Origin of the sequence: Sphaerospermopsis reniformis (genome assembly GCF_005402885.1) — a bacterium.
Lineage (GTDB): Bacteria > Cyanobacteriota > Cyanobacteriia > Cyanobacteriales > Nostocaceae > Sphaerospermopsis > Sphaerospermopsis kisseleviana.
On sequence record NZ_BJCE01000021.1, the window covers coordinates 1 to 18,540 of the forward strand.

General features: G+C 38.5%; 22 protein-coding genes. 11 read left to right on the top strand and 11 right to left on the bottom strand.

Translation table 11 applies throughout. The features are described from left to right. Positions 1-127: 127 nt before the first annotated feature. Positions 128-1,912 (bottom strand): M61 family metallopeptidase, encoded by a 1,785-nt coding sequence (locus FFR48_RS05025; protein ID WP_137666574.1) that lies wholly within the window; start codon positions 1,910-1,912, stop codon positions 128-130. A gap of 785 nt (positions 1,913-2,697) precedes the next feature. On the opposite strand from FFR48_RS05025, the gene grpE reads away from it, so the two are divergent. Beyond that, on the top strand, positions 2,698-3,381 hold the full coding sequence (gene grpE / locus FFR48_RS05030) for a nucleotide exchange factor GrpE (RefSeq protein ID WP_137666575.1): 684 nt from the start codon (positions 2,698-2,700) through the stop codon (positions 3,379-3,381). 340 nt (positions 3,382-3,721) lie between these two features. Continuing rightward, positions 3,722-4,057, top strand: coding sequence for an STAS domain-containing protein (locus tag FFR48_RS05035; protein ID WP_096567770.1), 336 nt, complete (start codon positions 3,722-3,724; stop codon positions 4,055-4,057). Here the strand turns inward: FFR48_RS05035 and FFR48_RS05040 are convergent. The 4 genes from FFR48_RS05040 to FFR48_RS28900 all read right to left on the bottom strand — a co-directional run bounded on the left by FFR48_RS05040 (position 4,054) and on the right by FFR48_RS28900 (position 7,846). Beyond that, positions 4,054-5,190 (bottom strand): PP2C family protein-serine/threonine phosphatase, encoded by a 1,137-nt coding sequence (locus FFR48_RS05040; RefSeq protein WP_137666576.1) that lies wholly within the window; start codon positions 5,188-5,190, stop codon positions 4,054-4,056. The two genes, FFR48_RS05035 and FFR48_RS05040, sit on opposite strands and share 4 nt — an antisense overlap. Positions 5,191-5,439: 249 nt before the next feature. Beyond that, complete coding sequence (locus FFR48_RS05045) at positions 5,440-6,207, bottom strand: DUF1350 family protein (RefSeq protein WP_137666577.1); 768 nt, start codon at positions 6,205-6,207, stop codon at positions 5,440-5,442. A gap of 354 nt (positions 6,208-6,561) precedes the next feature. Then, a complete protein-coding gene (locus tag FFR48_RS05050; protein WP_137666596.1) occupies positions 6,562-7,281 on the bottom strand; it encodes a hypothetical protein in 720 nt (239 codons plus the stop codon). A gap of 163 nt (positions 7,282-7,444) precedes the next feature. Next, on the bottom strand, positions 7,445-7,846 hold the full coding sequence (locus FFR48_RS28900) for a hypothetical protein (protein WP_190651132.1): 402 nt from the start codon (positions 7,844-7,846) through the stop codon (positions 7,445-7,447). A gap of 329 nt (positions 7,847-8,175) precedes the next feature. Between FFR48_RS28900 and FFR48_RS05060 the strand changes: the two genes are divergently transcribed. From FFR48_RS05060 to FFR48_RS05070, 3 genes are all read left to right on the top strand, one after another. Beyond that, positions 8,176-8,451: a hypothetical protein gene (locus FFR48_RS05060; RefSeq protein ID WP_307722506.1), complete on the top strand. Its 276-nt coding sequence runs from the start codon at positions 8,176-8,178 to the stop codon at positions 8,449-8,451. 114 nt (positions 8,452-8,565) lie between these two features. Next, positions 8,566-8,913 carry a YtxH domain-containing protein gene (locus FFR48_RS05065; RefSeq protein WP_137666578.1) on the top strand — a complete coding sequence of 116 codons (348 nt, stop codon included), beginning with the start codon at positions 8,566-8,568 and terminating at the stop codon, positions 8,911-8,913. A gap of 20 nt (positions 8,914-8,933) precedes the next feature. Further along, on the top strand, positions 8,934-9,407 hold the full coding sequence (locus tag FFR48_RS05070; protein ID WP_137666579.1) for a DUF948 domain-containing protein: 474 nt from the start codon (positions 8,934-8,936) through the stop codon (positions 9,405-9,407). Here the strand turns inward: FFR48_RS05070 and FFR48_RS30005 are convergent. Continuing rightward, positions 9,372-9,506, bottom strand: coding sequence for a hypothetical protein (locus FFR48_RS30005; RefSeq protein ID WP_268932410.1), 135 nt, complete (start codon positions 9,504-9,506; stop codon positions 9,372-9,374). The genes FFR48_RS05070 and FFR48_RS30005 overlap by 36 nt on opposite strands. Before the next feature lie 187 nt (positions 9,507-9,693). Here FFR48_RS30005 and FFR48_RS05075 point away from each other — a divergent pair, with 187 nt between their 5' ends. Both FFR48_RS05075 and FFR48_RS05080 read left to right on the top strand, forming a co-directional pair. Then, positions 9,694-10,503, top strand: coding sequence for a TPM domain-containing protein (locus tag FFR48_RS05075; protein WP_096567781.1), 810 nt, complete (start codon positions 9,694-9,696; stop codon positions 10,501-10,503). Positions 10,504-10,638: 135 nt separating this feature from the next. Then, positions 10,639-11,268 (top strand): precorrin-8X methylmutase, encoded by a 630-nt coding sequence (locus FFR48_RS05080; protein ID WP_137666598.1) that lies wholly within the window; start codon positions 10,639-10,641, stop codon positions 11,266-11,268. Between the two features lie 190 nt (positions 11,269-11,458). Here the strand turns inward: FFR48_RS05080 and FFR48_RS05085 are convergent, their stop codons facing one another. From FFR48_RS05085 to hisF, 4 genes are all read right to left on the bottom strand, one after another. Next, positions 11,459-12,160, bottom strand: a complete 702-nt coding sequence (locus FFR48_RS05085; protein ID WP_137666580.1) for a DUF8619 family protein — start codon at positions 12,158-12,160, stop codon at positions 11,459-11,461. A 214-nt stretch (positions 12,161-12,374) separates the two neighbouring features. Continuing rightward, positions 12,375-13,211, bottom strand: coding sequence for a 4-hydroxy-tetrahydrodipicolinate reductase (gene dapB, locus FFR48_RS05090; RefSeq protein ID WP_096567788.1), 837 nt, complete (start codon positions 13,209-13,211; stop codon positions 12,375-12,377). A gap of 176 nt (positions 13,212-13,387) precedes the next feature. Beyond that, entirely contained in the window at positions 13,388-13,579 is a 192-nt protein-coding gene (locus FFR48_RS05095; protein ID WP_096567789.1) for a hypothetical protein, read from the bottom strand. A 99-nt stretch (positions 13,580-13,678) separates the two neighbouring features. After that, positions 13,679-14,452: an imidazole glycerol phosphate synthase subunit HisF gene (hisF, locus tag FFR48_RS05100; RefSeq protein WP_096567791.1), complete on the bottom strand. Its 774-nt coding sequence runs from the start codon at positions 14,450-14,452 to the stop codon at positions 13,679-13,681. A gap of 219 nt (positions 14,453-14,671) precedes the next feature. Here hisF and ruvB point away from each other — a divergent pair, with 219 nt between their 5' ends. From ruvB to FFR48_RS05120, 4 genes are all read left to right on the top strand, one after another. Then, positions 14,672-15,790: a Holliday junction branch migration DNA helicase RuvB gene (ruvB, locus tag FFR48_RS05105; protein ID WP_096567793.1), complete on the top strand. Its 1,119-nt coding sequence runs from the start codon at positions 14,672-14,674 to the stop codon at positions 15,788-15,790. A gap of 194 nt (positions 15,791-15,984) precedes the next feature. After that, complete coding sequence (locus FFR48_RS05110) at positions 15,985-16,638, top strand: MotA/TolQ/ExbB proton channel family protein (protein ID WP_096567795.1); 654 nt, start codon at positions 15,985-15,987, stop codon at positions 16,636-16,638. After that, positions 16,622-17,020 (top strand): ExbD/TolR family protein, encoded by a 399-nt coding sequence (locus FFR48_RS05115; protein ID WP_096567797.1) that lies wholly within the window; start codon positions 16,622-16,624, stop codon positions 17,018-17,020. Before FFR48_RS05110 ends, FFR48_RS05115 begins: the two co-directional genes overlap by 17 nt. 12 nt (positions 17,021-17,032) lie before the next feature. Beyond that, positions 17,033-17,833 (top strand): tetratricopeptide repeat protein, encoded by an 801-nt coding sequence (locus FFR48_RS05120; RefSeq protein WP_137666581.1) that lies wholly within the window; start codon positions 17,033-17,035, stop codon positions 17,831-17,833. Between the two features lie 53 nt (positions 17,834-17,886). Here FFR48_RS05120 and FFR48_RS05125 read toward each other — a convergent pair whose 3' ends face one another. Then, entirely contained in the window at positions 17,887-18,387 is a 501-nt protein-coding gene (locus tag FFR48_RS05125; RefSeq protein ID WP_137666582.1) for a dihydrofolate reductase, read from the bottom strand. Positions 18,388-18,540: the final 153 nt, after the last annotated feature.

The following is an 18,540-nucleotide window of genomic DNA, read 5'->3' on the forward strand; positions in this document are numbered from 1 at the left end:
CCATCTCTTGAAATCCCAAAAAATGCACACTTTTTCCGGTATACCCTTCAAAACCCTTGCACTAATTTCTGTGTTTATCAGCCTCTAACCTTTGATATATCAAGGTTTTAGGTTTATTCAGCAAACCTTACTTAATAGCTGATAAAGGCACACCTAACCAACCTAAAAAGTTCTCTTGCTGAGTAGTATCAGGATCTTCTACTGGACGTAATTGATATTTATGAGGATGTTGTGGTGCTAAGGTGATGGAATAGTTACGCAGTTCGTCTTGGTGGAAAACAGTGATGTTGATAGTATCGTTGGGTTGGTAATCTTTTAACCGTTCACTTAACTGATTTTTTCCTACCTTAATACCATCAATTGCCAATAATTCATCACCTGCATTAATTCCTGCTGTGTATGCAGGAGAACCCATCTCGACAAATTTGATTATTTCCTGTCCATGTTCAGTTTTGATTCTCACACCTAAATATGGTTCTGTCTCTAATTCTTCTACCAATTTTAAACCAAAAGGTTCTAAATATTGATTGAATGGTAACTCATCCAATCCATGAATATAGCGATCAAAGAAATCCGTTAAATCAGTGCCGGCGACAGTTTCAATTACCTCCTTTAATTGTTCTGGAGTATAACCTATTTCCTCTTTACCAAATTGCTGCCACATTTTCCGCATGACATCATCAAAAGACAATTGATTATGATGAAGAGAGCGAATTAACAAATCCAGCAATAGTGATACCATTTCCCCTTTTAAATAATAGGAAATTTGCGAATTACCACTATTAGCATCTTGACGATATAGCTTAATCCAAGCATCAAAACTAGATTCAGTAAGTGCTTGTACTTTCCTTCCTGGCGTTTTCAGATATTTGGTAATTTCTTCATTGACATGATGAAAGTATGATTTAATATCATAAATTCCTGCCCGGAAAGGAATTATTAAATCATAGTAACTTGTAGTACCTTCACAAAACCAGAGAGAATCAGTATAATTTTCTTGATCGTAATCAAAAACTTCTAACCCTTTGGGACGGATTCTTTTAACATTCCACAGATGAAAAAACTCGTGGGCTACTAATTGGGTAAAACGTTCATATTTATCTTGAATATGAAATCCAAACCGGTGATAAATTAATGAACATGAGTTTTTATGTTCTAATCCGCCATAAGCCTGATCAAATAAATGCAGTATAAACAAATATCTTTGATAGGGCAAACCACCAAACATTTGTGCTTCCAATTCAATGATTTTATGGAAATCTTCTAGCAGTTTTTGCGGTTTGTAGTTTCCTTTTCCCCAAATTGCTAACTCATGAGGTTTTCCTAATACATGAAAGTGAAACAAATCATGATTACCAATTTCAAATGGAGTATCAACAAGAGTATCAAAATCTGCTGCTAGGAAGGTATTGGCTTCTTCTGTAACTGCTGGTAAACCTGTGGTTACTTGCCATTCTGGGTGTGGTGGGACGATGGTAATATGAATTGGTTTTTCTTCCCAACCGGGGATTCTTAAAAACAGCGCCGCACCGTTAAAATAACCATGACTAGCATCTAAATGATTTGTGCGTACTGATAATTCATTGGCAAAAACGCGATAACGCAGGATGACTTCAGCAGCATCACCTTTTTCTATCTGCCAGTGATTTTTACTGATTTTTCGCCAGGATAAGGGTTCTGAGTCGGCAAAGGCAGCAAAATCTTGTAAATTCTTAGCGTATTCTCGCACTAAGTATGAACCTGGTGTCCATACTGGCATTTTCAAGTCAAGAATTGGTAATGGGTAGTTTACAAGGTGTAATGTTACCTCAAACAGATGATTTTCTGGTTGGGGCATTGCTACCCAATAGTGAATTAATACATTAGTATGGGGTAATTGATTGTTACCAAGAATTACTTTTGAATTATTCATTTGCTATTTTGACGGAGTTTGTAACTGCTTAAATAAAAAGTTTTTAATCACTAATTAATTTAGTTATTGTCTTTATTAAACCATCTTAAAATAGCAAGTCTTGTTAAAACAAGTCTCTTCAAAATAGATTATACATGAGTTAATGATTTTTTTTATGACAGTTCGTGAATTGTCACTAATTATTTTGGACTATTTCTATAATTTAGATACTATATTCTAATATAACTATACAAATTTTGGTTAGTATTAGTAATTTAAATATCCATCAGTAATCACTATTTACTTAATTGATTTATTTGTATGTTTTTTTTACACTTGAAATTAATTCAGTAATAATTAAAACTTATTAGTTAAAATCTCTAGTTGTTTGAGGTTAATAAATTGACACTTCCTGCGCGTTTACGTGCGGGGATTCTTGGTTCGGCGAGTCCACTTAGACTAGATCCCTTGCAGTGTCTAACAAGCGAGGTGGTTCTCTCCCCAAGCGTTACTTTCCCCCTGTCCGGGGGTGCGTTACCGCAAATTTTTTTCATAAGTCTTTAATATACCTAAAAATCTGTAATGATAGGCTTTGTCTATGGGAATGACACCAACTACACTTACAGTCCACTGTATATTCTTTCGTCAAGTCATCCTGGCAGGAATGATGTGAGACCCAATTTTTTGATAAATCTAAAGAATGCAGGTGCATCAAAAAACACATTAAATGCAAGAAAATTTACTGGTACACTCAAGATGCAGGAAATGGGGTATAATAGACAACAAAAACCTATATCCTCTGCCTTATGCCGGATCAAGATTTCACCCCAAAGTTGCGAAATTTTATGCAGCGTGTAGGTATCTCTAGTTTTAAATCTTTGAGTGACGCTGCTGGTGTTTCCGAGTGGCAAATCTTGTGTTTAAGAAGGGGAAGGTTGGAGCAAGTGCGGGTAGAGGTTTTGCTGAAGCTATCAAAAATCCTACAGATATCACTGGGTGAAATAGTAGCGGCGTTTTCAACTGCAAGTTCTGATTCCCAAGTTGTAGGTTTTGCAGTCACAACTCACAACTTAGGTACGGATGAACAATTATTACAAGAAATTGCTGATTTGAAAAGAGAGTATGAACGAATCGTGCTGATGCTGGAACAACAGCGAGAGGTGTTACAGCAAGAGTTTCAGCAGTCGAGTTTACAAATTTTGGAATCTTTATTGTTGTTTTGGCCTACAGCAGCACAGAAAGCAAAGGATAATCCCCACCTAGAAGCGGTTAAAATACTACCTGTGGTGCAAAAGCCTCTGGAAAAATTATTGCAGGCTTGGGGTGTGGAAGCGATCGCCTCTGTGGGAGCCGAAATACCTTATGATCCCCAATGGCATGAATTATTGCAGGGAACAGCCCAACTAGGCGAAAAAGTCAAAGTGTGTTATATTGGATACCGTCAAGGTGATAAGCTGCTTTATCGAGCTAAGGTAAATCCGCTGCAATGATCGATTGTCTGAATCAGTTGTGTAAAATAAATCTTATAGTTAGGAGTTCCCTCGAACCATTTGTTAAATTAGCATAAAACAAAATATGTAATATCAACTATTGATTTGTAGGGAATAAATTTCTAGCTAAAAGCCGATGTCTATCAGTTCAAATTTGACAATTTTTTATGAATTTTTTATTAGAAAATTATATTTTTTTATTAAAAATTTTATATTGTATAAGCTATTTAAAGTAAGTAAATATTTCTATTGTTCTGATGATTATTTGAGGAAAATTTACTATATTGGTATATACTAGCTACAAGAGAACACCATTGATATCAATCAGAGTAACCTAATTATGAGTCAGCAGGTGAAAGTTCTTACACTTAAAAAAAATTTAAATGCTGAAACTGCATCAGAATTTCAGCAAGATATTGCCCAAATTCTAGAAAGTGGTGTAAAGGGTGTAAAGATTGTTTTAGTTGATTGTCAAAATATTACATTTCTGGATAGTTCTGGTTTAGGATCTCTAATATTAGCTTTTAAAACCCTACGAGATGCTGACATTAAAATGGTTCTCTGCTCGGTGAATGATCAAGTGAGGATGATATTTGAATTAACCAGTATAAATAAAGTTTTGGAAATTTTTCCTAGCCAAGATGCTTTTAATCAAGTCTTACTAGCTACAAGTTAATCAAATTTAATTTGCAGAATAGATAAATCATCATCAAAGGATTCTTTGGAGTTTAAATTGATTAAATATTTCAGTATATAATCAAGTTGGTAATCAACCGAATGTTGTAAGCTAACTAGCAACTGAACAAATCCATCCAGACTCCAAAGATTACCATCTGATTTAGTAATTTCATAAGCGCCATCGCTAAAAATGTAAAGACTACTGCATTTTTCAATTTGGTAAGTTTCATCCACATATTTTGCTTCAGGAAACATCCCAACTGGCATTCCTGGCGTTTTTAGGAGTTTTATTTCTGTGGTACTGGGAGATTTTCCAGATACTAATACTGCGGGTGGATGTCCAGCACTTGCATAAATTAGCTGGCGATTGATGCGGTTGTATACACCATACCAAATAGTAAAATATTTATCATTTTGATAATTGATTTGGAAAGTATCATTTAAAGCTTTTAACACCTGACTAGGCTGATAATAATTAAGTTCTTTGAGCGCACGGGAACGAAGCAAATTGAGTACAGATACAGAGGGAAGAGTTGCTCTGAGTCCATGTCCAGCAGTATCTAATAAATAAATTGCCAAATGATCAGCATCTAACCAATAATAATCAAAGCAATCTCCTCCTAGTTGTCGTGAGGGAATGAATCGAGAACTAATAGTCAGAGGTGTAGACATGGGTAAGGGCAAAAGGGATTTTACATATTCTGCTGCTTCTGCTAGTTCTGTTTCTAACAATAGCTTTTGGGTTTGTAAATCCCGATTTAACTGATGTAGACGTAATCCGGCTCTGACTCTGGCTTGCAGTTCATTTTGTTCAATAGGTTTGGAAATAAAATCATCAGCACCAGCATCTAGTCCTTTGACGCGATCTGCAACTGAATCTAAGGATGTTAATAAAATAAAAAATGTGGAGGATAATTTAGGGTCTTTCTTGATGCGATCGCAGACTTCTAATCCAGATAAACCTGGCATGATCCAATCACAAATGATTAGGGCTGGAGGACAAGCCAAAGCTTGTAAAATTCCTTCTTGACCATTATTAGCAGTGATTACTTGATAACCCTGTTTTTCTAACATCCTTTTAAGAAGTATCTGGATTGAATAGTCATCATCAATTACTAAAATCTGAAACATAATAAATCGTGTATACAATTAATATTATACCCAGGAATACAAATTAAAATACAAGATGAAAGTGATGAACAAATGGTTAGTAGTATGATGTCTCAAAATACTAACTTTGGTTTTAAAAAATCATTTTTAATGATCCATTTACTTACTAAGATTTTGATATCATCACATACAGCATATTTCAGTTAATAGCAGTACAGAATTGAAATCGAAGTAAGTATTAATCGGTGTGTATTCCTGACTCCTGGGCTATTATGAAGATGCAAGAGGATTAAGCCATAACAGCATGACTTTTTTTAACTGGTGTATATCACGATATACTTCTTGTTTAAACCATTGTCCTAAAGCATCAAGAGGAGTAAAAGAATTTCCAGCTTGCCAATTAATATCTTGACCTAATGGTGTGGTATGATTTCCTGGTAAGGTTTGTACTGTCACCATTTCTGGAAAACGTTTTTGTAATATTTTTGTTAAAATTGCTGATTGATCAAGATTATCATTGCTAAATTTGATTAAAAAATTACGGCGGATGTGATAACTTTCTTCTACAAGTTGGTTAGTTTCTAAGGGTGTGGGAGTAAACTCAATCGCCAAAGTAGAATTTAATTGTTCTACGAGAGGAATGGCATCTTTAGCTGTGTAATTGTTAAATGATATGAGAATATTACCTGCCCTTTCTACTGGGAAAAGACTACCAATCAGTAAATGCAGTTTGCAACCCATACTGTGTCCAATACCATAAATTGGTAGGTACAGCTTGCGTAATTCGCCGGAATAGTGTAATCGTTCTATGGTGCGTTCAAAGTTCAGCAGTACAGATTCGGCGATCGCCTGATGATCTAAGGTGTTGACAAAAGGTGTAGCAACCACCACATAACCTTTAGCTGCCAACTGTTCTAGTAACCAGCGGTAAGTCAGGTGGGGTGCGGTAGCGACAAATGCACCCCCCAAAAAATGGATGATCCCGATGGGATGACGGGGAATAATTACCCAGTTGCCTCTAATTTCTTTCCAGTCCATATCAATGTGCAATACCTACGCTAAATCCACGCTGCCGCGTGCTTCATATTCTTTAATATTACTCTGTTCCTGCCAGAGAAGATTAACAAAATTTTTGCGAGGGAGTAATCTGCTGGAAATAAGCTGTTGGACATTTAACTTCCATATTATCTAAAATTAAAACTCTTGTGGGGTGGGCATCCTGCCCGCCCTGGTTGTGTAAATTAAAGGTTTATCAGCTTAGAAATGAGTACCCAGGCAAAATTAATTTAACATATTGATAGAAAACAAAAATGTCTATATTCCTTATCTGTTCCCTCTCCTAACTATAAAATTTATTTTGCCCAACTACTTATTTTTTGATTTGGAAGTTTTTTAACCCTGCTCCTGTAACCTTCGCATTTCGTATTGCACATCTAAAGCAATCTGCAATGCTTCATTTAATAATCGTCCATGTTCTGTTGCTTGTTCAGTCACTTGGATAGCAGTTAAAGCAGCTAAATTACTAGCAAATAAATCAGCATTACTCAGGATGAAATTCTTATTTTCTCGCAAAATTCTTTCGGTCTTCAAAGCACGTACTAAATCTAATTTAGTGAAATTTAAAGCTTGAATAACTCGTTCTCTGTGCGTGATACCCACCTCTGGATTACCTGCTTCTTCTATTTGATCATTAATATATATAGCTTTAATCACTGCATTATATCTTTCCACATCATTAAGTAAATTTTGCAAAGAATTAGTCATATTTTTTTTGAGTAATTTGCTTTTACTCCTCCAAAGAAAATATAAGATAGTTTGGCTTAAACCCCCACTCCAGACACTAAATAAAATTAGTAATATCCAAGAGGGAATGGTAATCCAACTGGCAAATATTTTGATCATAACATCAAATACAAGATATGAAAAAACCAAAGTTGAACAACCGATAAAAATTACCGTAGCTCCTTCAGAACCTTTGATTTTTGCGATTAACATTTTTTGCCAATGATTGAGATAATTAGTAATGATAAACAACTCATTATGAACAGGTAAATTAGTCAATTTTTCCAACTCTTGATGACTAATTTCCAAACCTCTTAAATCATCACGCACAGCTTTACCAACCTCATGAAAATAGTAATTTACTCTAATATAGCAATGAAATTTCCGAAATGGTAAGTGAAATGATATAGCAGGAAAAGGAATAAGCATTCAGCCGTCAGCTATCAGCAAAACTCACCAAAAATATAAATATCAGCTTGTGAATTTTGCCGAATCATGATTTCTGAATAAGAGTGAATAAATAAAAACCCGAAAAAATAAAAATAAATATAATAGTAGTAGCATAAACTATGACATCTTTGATAATAAATAATATCCAATCTTTCCTCAGTTCTTGTTTAAATTTCAGTTCCCTTAACTTGCGTTCAAGTTCCACATCTTCTTTAGTAGATATATTCATCAAACTACTGGTATCTACATCATCAAGTATTTCTGCTGGAAAGCGTGTTGCTGCTGGAGTTGCAAAAGTTTCCAAAAAATTGTCTAATTGCTGATTTACCTCAGTTGTCACAATTGGTAGACTATACTGATTGAGCTTCCTGAGTTCTTTTTTGATCAGCTTTTTCACAATTTTCACTATTAATGCTTCTAAAGCTTCTAAATTTTTATCCGCCATCTGATTGAAAATTAAATATTTTCTAGGTAAGTATTCAGCAGTCAGTAATCAGTAATAAGCTATTATTTAGGATTTATGAGTATTGTTAACGAGGAATTAGGAATTAAAAATCCTTGCAAATTAGCCTCAAGAGCAGTTTTAGCTGACTGCTGAGTGCTGATAGCTGAATGCTTACTTTTCTAGTATCACCTTTAAAGTGTAGTTTAACTGAATGTCAAACAACTGAAGTTAGGGCTACAGTGAGAGCAAAAAGGTAAAAGTAATAGTATTTGAGCGTGCCAAAGGTAAAAATGGTGATTATGGTTATTATAGTTGTCCTGATTAATATCATGATCTCAATAATGCTGCTTTACATAGCTCGATTGCTATGGCAACTTAAACACAAGCTAGGAATCATAGCAGACAGGTTAAACAGCTATGAACACGCTCTCCATACCGTATTATATACAGTACCAGCAAATATTTATACAGGACAACAGCAAATTTATGAATTATGGCAAAAACACCAAAACCTGAAATTGCAAATTCAACAGGTGCAACAAATTCTTAACCTCGTATTACTAGGGAGAAACATTTGGCAGAGGTATAAAAAGTATAAATTATAAACTTCACCGTGAGTTTCGACAGCTTCAACTACCGCTTGCTCCATGACTCCCTATTGCCAGAACATCAAACCAGCATAAAATGAGTGTAATGGATATAAAAGATTAACCATAAAAATGTCTAATAATCGTTCGGGAATATTTATAGGCGGTATGATGCTAGGAGCTACCATTGGTGCTTTAGCAGGATTACTCGCTGCACCCCGCCCGGGGAGAGAAACGCGGAAACTTTTGAAAAAATCAGCAGATGCCTTACCAGAGTTAGCAGAAGATATATCAACCAGCGTACAGATTCAAGCTGATCGACTTTCTGCCACGGCATTGCAAAACTGGGATGATACCCTAGAGAGACTACGGGAAGCGATCGCAGCCGGAGTAGAAGCCACCCAACGCGAAAGCCAAGCCCTAAACAGGCCAAACCCGGCTCAACCTAAAAACACTGATTCTCTCACCCAGAATCTATAACGCTCACAAATAGCATAACCGTGATTGACCCTCTGTTTTGGCTGGGACTGTCTATACTCTTAGTTGCTGCTAGTCTCACCGCTGTTTTAGTAGCGGCCATACCCGCTGTGCAGGAGTTAGCACGCGCCGCCCGTAGTGCCGAAAAATTTTTTGATACCCTCTCAAGAGAGTTACCCCCCACCCTCAAAGCCATTCGTAATACCAGTTTAGAAATAACAGACTTAACCGATGATGTGAGTGAAGGTGTCAAAAGTGCCGGTCAAGTCGTTAAACAAGTAGATCAAAGTTTGAATAGTGCCAAAAAACAAGCTCAAAATATTCAAGTCAGCACACGCAGCTTCGTAGTTGGTGTTAAAGCAGCCTGGAAAACTTTCACACGCCAAAAACCTGCCAGACGTAACCCCGAACGCTTATCCATTCCTGACAAACCAGAGTTAACTTTTCCAGAGCGAGAATTGCTAAGTTCGGAAAATAGAAGAATAGTTGATAGGTGACTGGTGACTGGTGACTGGGGACTGGTGACTGGTGACTGGGGACTGGGGACTGGGGACTGGGGACTGGGGACTGGGGACTGGGGACTGGGCATTGGGCATTGGGCATTGGGTTATTAACTTCCCCCTGCTTCCTGCTCCCCTACCTCCTTCCTGCCTCCTTCCTGCCTCCTGACAACTGACCTTAAATTAGAGTAAAGTAAACAAGTGTAAAGAAGTATCACTTTTCTCGTAATCTTTAAAAAGCACTTGTTTACCTTTGCCCTTAATATTTTGTATAAAAAATTCCATGCAGCGTTGTTTTTGGCGAAAAATCTTAGTATCCATTGCAGTATTTTGCTTTGCTGGGTCAATTTGGGCGATTCATTCACCATCAGCCTTAGCTTATGAAAATCCTGACTTACTACCGGACACATTTACCCCAGTTGTCGATTTAGCAAAGACTCTCCCAGACCCCCAGGAAGAAAAACTTGTCAAAGACTTAGAACAATTTGAAACGGATACAGGCTGGAAATTGCGAGTATTAACCCAGTATGACCGCACCCCAGGCAGGGCAGTGATCAAATATTGGGGTTTGGATGACAAAAGCATTCTTTTAGTTGCAGATGCTCGCGGTGGTAATATTCTTAGTTTTAGTGTGGGTGATGCGGTTTATGAACTTTTACCCCGCACATTTTGGATTGAACTACAAACCCGGTTTGGTAACTTGTACTTTGTCAGGGAAAACGGCGAAGATCAAGCAATTCTACAGGCTTTAGATTCAGTAAAAGGTTGTTTACTCAAAGGTGGTTGTAACGTCGTTCCTGGACTACCAAGAGAACAATGGATACTCACCCTGATTACATCAGCTATTGGTGGTGTGATTTGTGGCTTTGCGGCTCAACCCCGCGATGATAAACAAGTCTTTGCTTGGCAGTGGGCGTTAATTTTTTCACCTTTGTGGGGAATTTTGTTTATTGCCTTCGGTATTGCCCCAGTTATTACCCGTACCAGCGATTGGATTCCTCTAGTTCGTAATATTTCCGCTTTTTTAATAGGTCTGTTAGTCGCCTATCTCTCTCCTGTTTTCAGTCGTCCTTCTTCCAGTGCTGAGTCATAAAAAGGCAAAAGTCAAGAGGCAAAAGGCAAGAGTTGAAAAAATCAATTCTCTCTCCTGACTCCTGACTCCTGACTCCTGACTCCTGACTCCTGATAGTGATAAGCTGAAAGCTGATCTGTGAGAAGCTTAACGGCAATGGAATGGCACGTAACTGATGCTCAAAGCTTGGCAATTATTGATAGTGAAATTGGCGATCATGTCTTTTCACCAGCGGAATATGAAATAGTCCGGCGAGTAATATACGCCACCTCTGATTTTGAGTACCAGTCTTTGATTCGTTTTTCGGAACACGCTTTACAAGCAGGAGCAGCCGCACTGGCAGCACGTACTACCATTGTGGTAGATGTGCCAATGGTACAGGTGGGTATTGCCTACGATATTCAAAATACCTTTGCCAACCCGGTGTATTGCAGTATGGAGGCTTTAACCCGTCCCCAAAAAGAAAGAACTCGCTCGGCTTGGGGGATTGAAACTCTAGCCAAGCGTTATCCAGAGGGAATTTTTGTAGTTGGTCAAGCTCAAACTGCCCTCACTACATTGGTAGATTTAATTGAAGCGGAAGAAATTCGACCGGCTTTGATTATTGCTACTCCAGCAGGTTTTATTAATGTAACTGCTGATAAAGAACGTTTACAGGATTCTTTAGTACCTTATATTACTATTGACAGTCGTAAGGGTAATGCGGTGGTAGCATCTGCTATTGTTGATGGTTTGGTTGATTTAGCTTGGCAAGCTTATGGTCAAGATAGAAGTGGGGTAAGTTAAATCAGTTATTAATTGATAATTGATAATTGATAATTGACAACTGTTTCATTCAAGGTTTATGACCTCTCCTTTCAAGGAGAAAAAAAGAAAAAATTTCCTATTTCCCAATCCTCTCACGAATGAGCCAGAAGTAATTGTTAATTGTCAATTGTTAATTGTCCATTGATTAATAACTCCTGACTCCTGACTCCTAATAATCATCATCTCCATATCTTTGTGGTTCTGGACGACGGCGACGGGGTTTTTCTTGTTGGTTTTCTCGTAAGCGAACACTAACTTCATTAAAAAAATCTTCTCGCACGTAGGGATAGTCACTCACCCATAAATTACGACTGGGAATGTAGATATTACTAAATTCCTCGATTATGCTTAAATCTGGGCGATTTGACATGACTACCATTTCTGCGATTTGACCACGAGCGATCGCTTTGTGTGCAGGACGTAATGGGGCATCAAATTCGATACTAAATCCTGTATCGTCGCCCACTTCTAAATTAATTCTTTTTTCGCGATTTTCAATAATTACTAACTCGCCTTTGTTATTGACTGTTTCTTGTTTGCCAATTAATTTTTCTGTAATCCACCAATCTACTACCCGCCCCCGAAAAAAACCGCTATACTTGTAACGCCGACATTTTGCATTGCGAATACTAGCTTGAAATACGGGATACCATAACCAAAAAAATGCCCCAAATACCCCAAAGACAAAAATCAAACCAAAATCTAGTTTCAAAAAGATCCTTAGCAGGAAAATTACAACTACTGTGACTACAGAAATTAATAATCTTTGTAAAAAGTTGTTGAATTTTCCCCAGTAGTATTTATACTGTGAACCACTGGCAATAAGAGGAATAATTTGTTCAAATTTTTGGCGAGTCAGTGGAACAAGCATATTAATTAATTGATAATTGACAATTGATAATTGATAATTGTTTGATTCCAGTTCTAAAACATCCCCTTTTAGATTTTAGATTTTAGATTTTGGATTTTCACAAATATAGGACTATACAGGGTGATCAGGATATCAATATATTTCTAGAAATGAGACTAAACAGTAATTTCGCTCCTGACTCCTGACTCCTGACTCCTGACTCCTGACTCCTGTTTTACAGAATCTTTTCTAATCCATATACTAATGATTTTAACTGGTTAATTTTGCGAATTGCTAGTAAAACTCCAGGCATATAACAGGAGCGATCGCTTGTATCATGGCGTAGGGTGTAAATTTGCCCTGCTGCACCGAAAATTACTTCTTGATGGGCAATGAGTCCAGGTAGGCGTACACTATGAATTCTAATCCCTTCATCAACTAAAGATCCTCTCGCTCCTGGTATTTTTTCCGTTTCTGTGACTTGGGGAGGGTTAAAAGTTTTACCCATTTCCGCTAATAACTGCGCTGTCTGAATGGCTGTACCGCTTGGTGCGTCTGCTTTCTGGTTGTGATGCAGTTCGATAATTTCCACATGATCAAAGTATTGGGATGCGGTGACTGCGGCTTGTTGTAGCAGTACCATACCGATGGAAAAGTTAGGAATAATTAAACAACCTGTACTGGCTTTTTCGGCAAAGTCGGCTAAGTTTTTGAGTTGTTCGGGACTTAAACCGGTTGTACCCACTACGGGACGAATACCATAGGCGATCGCACTGCGGACGTTATCATACACTGCATCAGGATGGGTAAAGTCTACCATTACCCCTGGTTGTAGCTGTCTTTCTCCTGCTACATAGCCTAACATTGGCTCTAATTGATTGGTTATTGGCACTTCTAAGGGTTCGCTTAAACCTGCCAATTCTCCTGCGTCTTTTCCCTGATGTTCTGGTGAGGTATCGAGAGCGCCCATTAATGTCATATCAGGTGCTTGGGCTACTGCTTTGATTACTTCGCGTCCCATTTTGCCAGCAGCACCGTTGACAATGACTGGGATAGTAGATTGATTGGTCATGTTTCTAGAATTGCGTTTTTAGTTATTTTACCTATAGAGCAGGGAACAGGGAACAGGGAACAGAAAGCAAAAGGCACAGGGCAAGAGGCAAAAGTTAATATTTTACCCTTGCACCCCTGCTTTCTTCAGTGTCACCTGTCACCTGTCACCTGTCACCTGTCACTTGCTTTCTGCCTTTAGGAAACTTTTAATAAATAGCTCATACAGTGTCCCATTAAAAAGTAGACTACTAACATTGCGGCCGCTGCCAGAGCAACCAATGTACCCGCCAACATGAGGGAAAATTCTTTGTTTTCGTAGGCTTTCTCCATCAGGTGCAGTGACCAAGCAACCAGCGCCACATCAAAAAGTAAAATAGGAATCAACATATTTCTTAATATTTCTTAATACTAGTAAACTAATATTAACATTGTTTTCGGTAACTGTGTCTAGCCGAAGAGAGATGGAATTGGTTGCTGGGGCTGGGATCAACAAGGCAAGCGGACTGGAACAGATCGTTCCTGCAAATAATTTTTAATTTGGGCTACGCTTAATTGTCCATAATGTAAAAGAGATGCTAATAAAGCGGCTTCAGCTTGACCTGCTGTTAAAGCGTCATGGATATGCTGACAATTTCCTGCACCACCAGAGGCAATAACGGGAATTTGCACAGATTCGGCGATCGCTCGCGTCAACTCCAAGTCATATCCGGCTTGAGTGCCATCTGCATCCATACTTGTCACCAACAATTCACCAGCCCCCCTTTTTTCCACTTCCTGCGCCCACCGTAAGGCATCTATTCCAGTATTTTCCCTACCACCACGCACGTAAACATCCCAACCAGGGTTATTGGGGTCTACTCTTTTGCGGGCATCAATAGCCACAACTATGCACTGATTACCAAAGCGATCGCTCGCTTCATTGATCAAATTTGGGTTGCGGACGGCCGCAGAATTAATACTAACCTTATCAGCCCCGGCTCGTAACAAACCTTTAACATTTTCTAAGGTTTGAATTCCACCCCCCACAGTCAGCGGAATAAAGACCTGTTCAGCAGTCCGGTAAACCACATCAATAATCGTATCCCGGTCTTCATGAGTAGCTGTAATATCCAGAAACACTAACTCATCAGCACCGGCTTCGTTATAAACTTTGGCTAGTTCTACTGGATCACCCGCGTCCTTGAGGTCTACAAAGTTAACTCCTTTAACAACTCGTCCCGCCTTGACATCTAAACAAGGTAAAATTCTTTTAGATAACATAGTGATTTTTCTATCTTTGGTAATTGTTCGGAATTTAAATTGTAAAGGTAATTGGGGAATTAGGTGACAGGAGGCAGGAGGCAGGAGGCAGGGGAGCAGGGAGCAGGGGGAAGTTAATAACCCAATGCCCAGTCACCAGTCACTAGTCCCCAGTCCCCAGTCACCAATCCCCAATCACCAATCCCCAATCCCCAGTCCCTAAGTTAAGATAGCTGAATTATGTCCATAATCTCCTCAAAAAAACAGCCTCCAGAACCCAACGGACAGCCACAACAGCGCCGCGAGTCGCCTAAAGCTTCTACCCAAAAAGCGCCTCCCCAGGAAAATATACTGCAACCGGAAGCGACTGTTGAGGAAGAAGGTAAGCAGGAAGAGAGTATTCGCCCCCAACGTTTTGCAGATTACATTGGGCAGAAAGATTTAAAGGATGTATTAGATATTGCCATTAAAGCAGCTAAATCTAGGGGTGAAGTGATGGATCACCTGTTGCTGTATGGTCCGCCCGGTTTGGGTAAAACCACAATGGCGATGATTTTAGCTGCGGAAATGGGGGTAAATTATAAAATTACTAGCGCCCCTGCTTTAGAACGACCAAGGGATATAGTCGGTATATTGGTAAATCTCAAACCGGGTGATGTGCTGTTTATTGATGAAATCCATCGGCTTTCCCGGATGACGGAAGAAATTTTGTATCCAGCAATGGAAGATTATCGCTTAGATATTACCGTTGGTAAAGGTTCGAGTGCCAGAATCAGAAGTATACCGTTATCTAAATTTACTTTGGTGGGAGCGACAACCCGCGTCGGTGCGTTAACTTCACCCTTGCGCGATCGCTTTGGTTTAATCCAAAAACTGCGATTTTATGAAGTTGACGAACTGACTCAAATTGTCCTCCGCAGTGCAGAATTATTACAAACTCCTGTTAACGCTGAAGGCGCTACAGAAATCGCTAAACGTTCACGGGGAACACCAAGAATTGCCAATAGATTACTAAAGCGAGTCCGTGATTACGCGGAAGTAAAATCATTTACAGAAATTGACCAACCTATTGCCGCAGAAGCATTGCAACTATTCCAAGTAGATCCTTGTGGTTTAGATTGGACAGATAGAAAAATGTTAAGTGTGATCATTGAAAACTTTAATGGTGGTCCAGTGGGGATAGAGACTTTAGCCGCAGCGACAGGAGAAGACACCCAAACCATAGAAGAAGTTTATGAACCCTATTTAATGCAAATTGGCTATTTAAGCCGGACTCCTCGCGGTAGAGTGGCGACAAAAGTAGCTTATAAGCACATGGGCTTTAAACCACCTAATAATGAGCAGTTATCTTTGCTTTGAAATCGGTTAATGATTGACCATATTCTGATTTTGTGGAAAAAAGATCCGCGAAATCCCCCTTACCTCTATAGGGCGGAGATTGATAGCGAACTTAGTTGTAAAGTCTAAGTTGCGGCACTCCCCTGGGAGAACATCGATCAGGTATACTGGCTGAACTAGTCAGTAAATTTCACCCCAAGGCTTGAAAATCGGACATGGACATCAAAAATCTGTTTATAGCAGGTGGTGTGGTGATGTGGCCACTACTACTTTCTTCAGTTGTAGCTGTAGGGCTAATTATTGAAAGAGTCAGGTTTTGGGTCAAAATTAGCAACCGTCAGCACCGAGTAGTCAGAGAAGTATTGAGTCTGTATCGTCAAAACAATGTGGTTAGTACCATTGATACATTGAGGAAGAATGTAGATTTGCCGATTTCCCGGATCTTTTTGACAGCTTTGGAACTAGAAGAGGCAAACCCAGAAGAGTTTCGTTTGGCTTTGGAAAGTGAAGCTCAGGCAGAAATACCTTTGCTCAAAAGATTTAACACGGTTTTTGATACTATTATTGCCCTTGCACCTCTGTTAGGATTACTGGGAACTGTACTGGGTTTAATTACTTCCTTTGCATCTTTGAATATTGGGAATGTGGGAGGATCACAAACTGCAAATGTCACAGGTGGTATTAGTGAAGCTTTGGTTTCTACTGCTACAGGTTTAATTGTGGCAATTTTTACACTTTTGTTTTCCAACACATTCCGGGGACTTTATCAACGGCAAATAGCTTTGATTCAAGAATATGGTGGAGAGTTAGAACTGTTATATCGTCGTCGCTACGAAAGAGGAGAAAAAACCTATGCGCCTACAAGATGATCCAGATATCCCTGCACAGATTAATATTGTGCCGATGATTGATGTGATATTTGCGATTTTGACATTTTTTATCATGTCAACTTTGTATCTTACCCGATCCGAAGGTTTACCAGTAAATTTACCCCAAGCAGCAACAGCAAAAAGAGATAATCCTGCACAGGTGACGCTCACAATAAATAATACCGGTCAGATTTTTTTGAATAAAGAAGCTGTTAGTTTAGAGCAGTTAGCAGATCAGGTGAGAGCAAAAGCAGAACCATCACAACCTTTGATGGTAATACTTAATGCAGATGAAGCTGTGAATCACGGACAAGTGGTAGCTGTGATGGATAAAGTGCGACAGGTAGAAGGTGTGAAATTAGGTATTGCAACTCGTAAATAATTAAGGATTCAAATGATTAAATTAATCTGTATTTTCCTGAGTTTATTACTGACCTTTGGTTTTTGTACACCAGCGATCGCACAAACCCAAACCATTACCGCAGAAGAGCTACAATTAGGGGATGAGTTAGCAAATAAAGCCTTTGCAGCTACAAATCAAGGTGATTTTACAACAGCGGAAAAATATTGGACAGAAATTCTGGAAAAATTCCCTACTAATCCTGCAATATGGAGTAATCGCGGTAATTCGCGGGTAAGTCAGAATAAATTACAGGCTGCACTAGAAGATTATAACAAAGCCATTGAATTAGCACCTAATGTAACTGATCCTTATTTAAATCGCGGTGCAGCATTGGAAGGTTTGGGAAGATGGGAAGAGGCGATCGCTGATTATAATCATGTTTTGGAATTAGATCCAAACGATGCAATGGCCTATAATAATCGTGGTAATGCCACAGCAGGTTTAGGGAAATGGGAAGAGGCGATCGCCGACTATCAAAAAGCCACAGAAATAGCTCCCAATTTTGCTTTTGCTCGTGCTAATTATGCCCTAGCTTTGTATGAAACAGGTGAAATAAATACAGCTATCCGAGAAATGCGGAATATAGTCCGTAAATATCCTAAATTTGCAGATATGCGTGCTGCTTTAACCGCTGCTTATTGGGTAGGTGGTAACAAAGGAGAAGCTGAAAGTAATTGGGTAGCAGCTTATGGACTAGATACACGGTATAAAGATATTAATTGGTTAACAAATATTCGCCGTTGGCCTCCTAGTTTGATAGCAGCGTTAGATAAGTTTTTGCACTTACAGTAATCATCATGGCGATAGCTGAAAATGAAAGCGATCGCCCCAAAAATTACCTAAAATTAACATCTTTCAATTTCCACAAATTTAAACCTAAAACCATTTTCCTGTAATTGTTCTTCTTTGGTTACTTTGCCAAAATCAGCAAATTCAGGAAAGTATATATCACCCGCAAAACTCCCTTCCACAATTGTCAAATATAGCTTATTAGCAAATTCCATAGCCTGAGTATAAATTTGTTCTCCACCAGCAATAAATATCTCTTCTGTTTCACTCATTTTACTCCATTGAATTGCCTGATACAGAGAATGGAAAACCAAACATCCAGGAGCTTGATAATCAATATTTCTAGTCACAATAATATTAGTACGATTTGGCAATGGATGATTAAAAGTAGCATAGGTTTTACGACCCATAATTACAGGATGTCGCCAAGTAATTTCTTTAAAATAACGTATATCACTAGGAATATCCCAAGGAATACCCCCACGAATGTGTTCTTTTTTGGAATCAGCTAAAATACGATCTTCGGAAATAGCAGCTATGAGACTAATAAGAGCCATAATTCATAAATATCCTTATTCTTGAACAGGCAATAATTATTTTTAATATAGTGATGTTTTTGCTCATTAAACATAAGTTTTATAAAGTTTTCAAATTAGTAACAGGATTTTTTATAGAAAATAGCTATATTTTTGACTTGTGGTGCTGTTTTC

Coding starts and splice junctions, on each gene's coding strand:
- ruvB (WP_096567793.1), top strand. CDS start 14,672: ATGTCCATAATCTCCTCAAAAAAACAGCCTCCAGAACCCAACGGACAG.
- FFR48_RS05120 (WP_137666581.1), top strand. CDS start 17,033: ATGATTAAATTAATCTGTATTTTCCTGAGTTTATTACTGACCTTTGGT.
- FFR48_RS05115 (WP_096567797.1), top strand. CDS start 16,622: ATGCGCCTACAAGATGATCCAGATATCCCTGCACAGATTAATATTGTG.
- FFR48_RS05060 (WP_307722506.1), top strand. CDS start 8,176: ATGATCTCAATAATGCTGCTTTACATAGCTCGATTGCTATGGCAACTT.
- FFR48_RS05085 (WP_137666580.1), bottom strand. CDS start 12,160: ATGCTTGTTCCACTGACTCGCCAAAAATTTGAACAAATTATTCCTCTT.
- FFR48_RS28900 (WP_190651132.1), bottom strand. CDS start 7,846: ATGGCGGATAAAAATTTAGAAGCTTTAGAAGCATTAATAGTGAAAATT.
- dapB (WP_096567788.1), bottom strand. CDS start 13,211: ATGACCAATCAATCTACTATCCCAGTCATTGTCAACGGTGCTGCTGGC.
- FFR48_RS05045 (WP_137666577.1), bottom strand. CDS start 6,207: ATGGACTGGAAAGAAATTAGAGGCAACTGGGTAATTATTCCCCGTCAT.
- hisF (WP_096567791.1), bottom strand. CDS start 14,452: ATGTTATCTAAAAGAATTTTACCTTGTTTAGATGTCAAGGCGGGACGA.
- FFR48_RS05025 (WP_137666574.1), bottom strand. CDS start 1,912: ATGAATAATTCAAAAGTAATTCTTGGTAACAATCAATTACCCCATACT.
- grpE (WP_137666575.1), top strand. CDS start 2,698: ATGCCGGATCAAGATTTCACCCCAAAGTTGCGAAATTTTATGCAGCGT.
- FFR48_RS05110 (WP_096567795.1), top strand. CDS start 15,985: ATGGACATCAAAAATCTGTTTATAGCAGGTGGTGTGGTGATGTGGCCA.
- FFR48_RS05040 (WP_137666576.1), bottom strand. CDS start 5,190: ATGTTTCAGATTTTAGTAATTGATGATGACTATTCAATCCAGATACTT.
- FFR48_RS05065 (WP_137666578.1), top strand. CDS start 8,566: ATGTCTAATAATCGTTCGGGAATATTTATAGGCGGTATGATGCTAGGA.
- FFR48_RS05125 (WP_137666582.1), bottom strand. CDS start 18,387: ATGGCTCTTATTAGTCTCATAGCTGCTATTTCCGAAGATCGTATTTTA.
- FFR48_RS05075 (WP_096567781.1), top strand. CDS start 9,694: ATGCAGCGTTGTTTTTGGCGAAAAATCTTAGTATCCATTGCAGTATTT.
- FFR48_RS30005 (WP_268932410.1), bottom strand. CDS start 9,506: ATGCCCAATGCCCAGTCCCCAGTCCCCAGTCCCCAGTCCCCAGTCCCC.
- FFR48_RS05095 (WP_096567789.1), bottom strand. CDS start 13,579: ATGTTGATTCCTATTTTACTTTTTGATGTGGCGCTGGTTGCTTGGTCA.
- FFR48_RS05080 (WP_137666598.1), top strand. CDS start 10,639: ATGGAATGGCACGTAACTGATGCTCAAAGCTTGGCAATTATTGATAGT.
- FFR48_RS05035 (WP_096567770.1), top strand. CDS start 3,722: ATGAGTCAGCAGGTGAAAGTTCTTACACTTAAAAAAAATTTAAATGCT.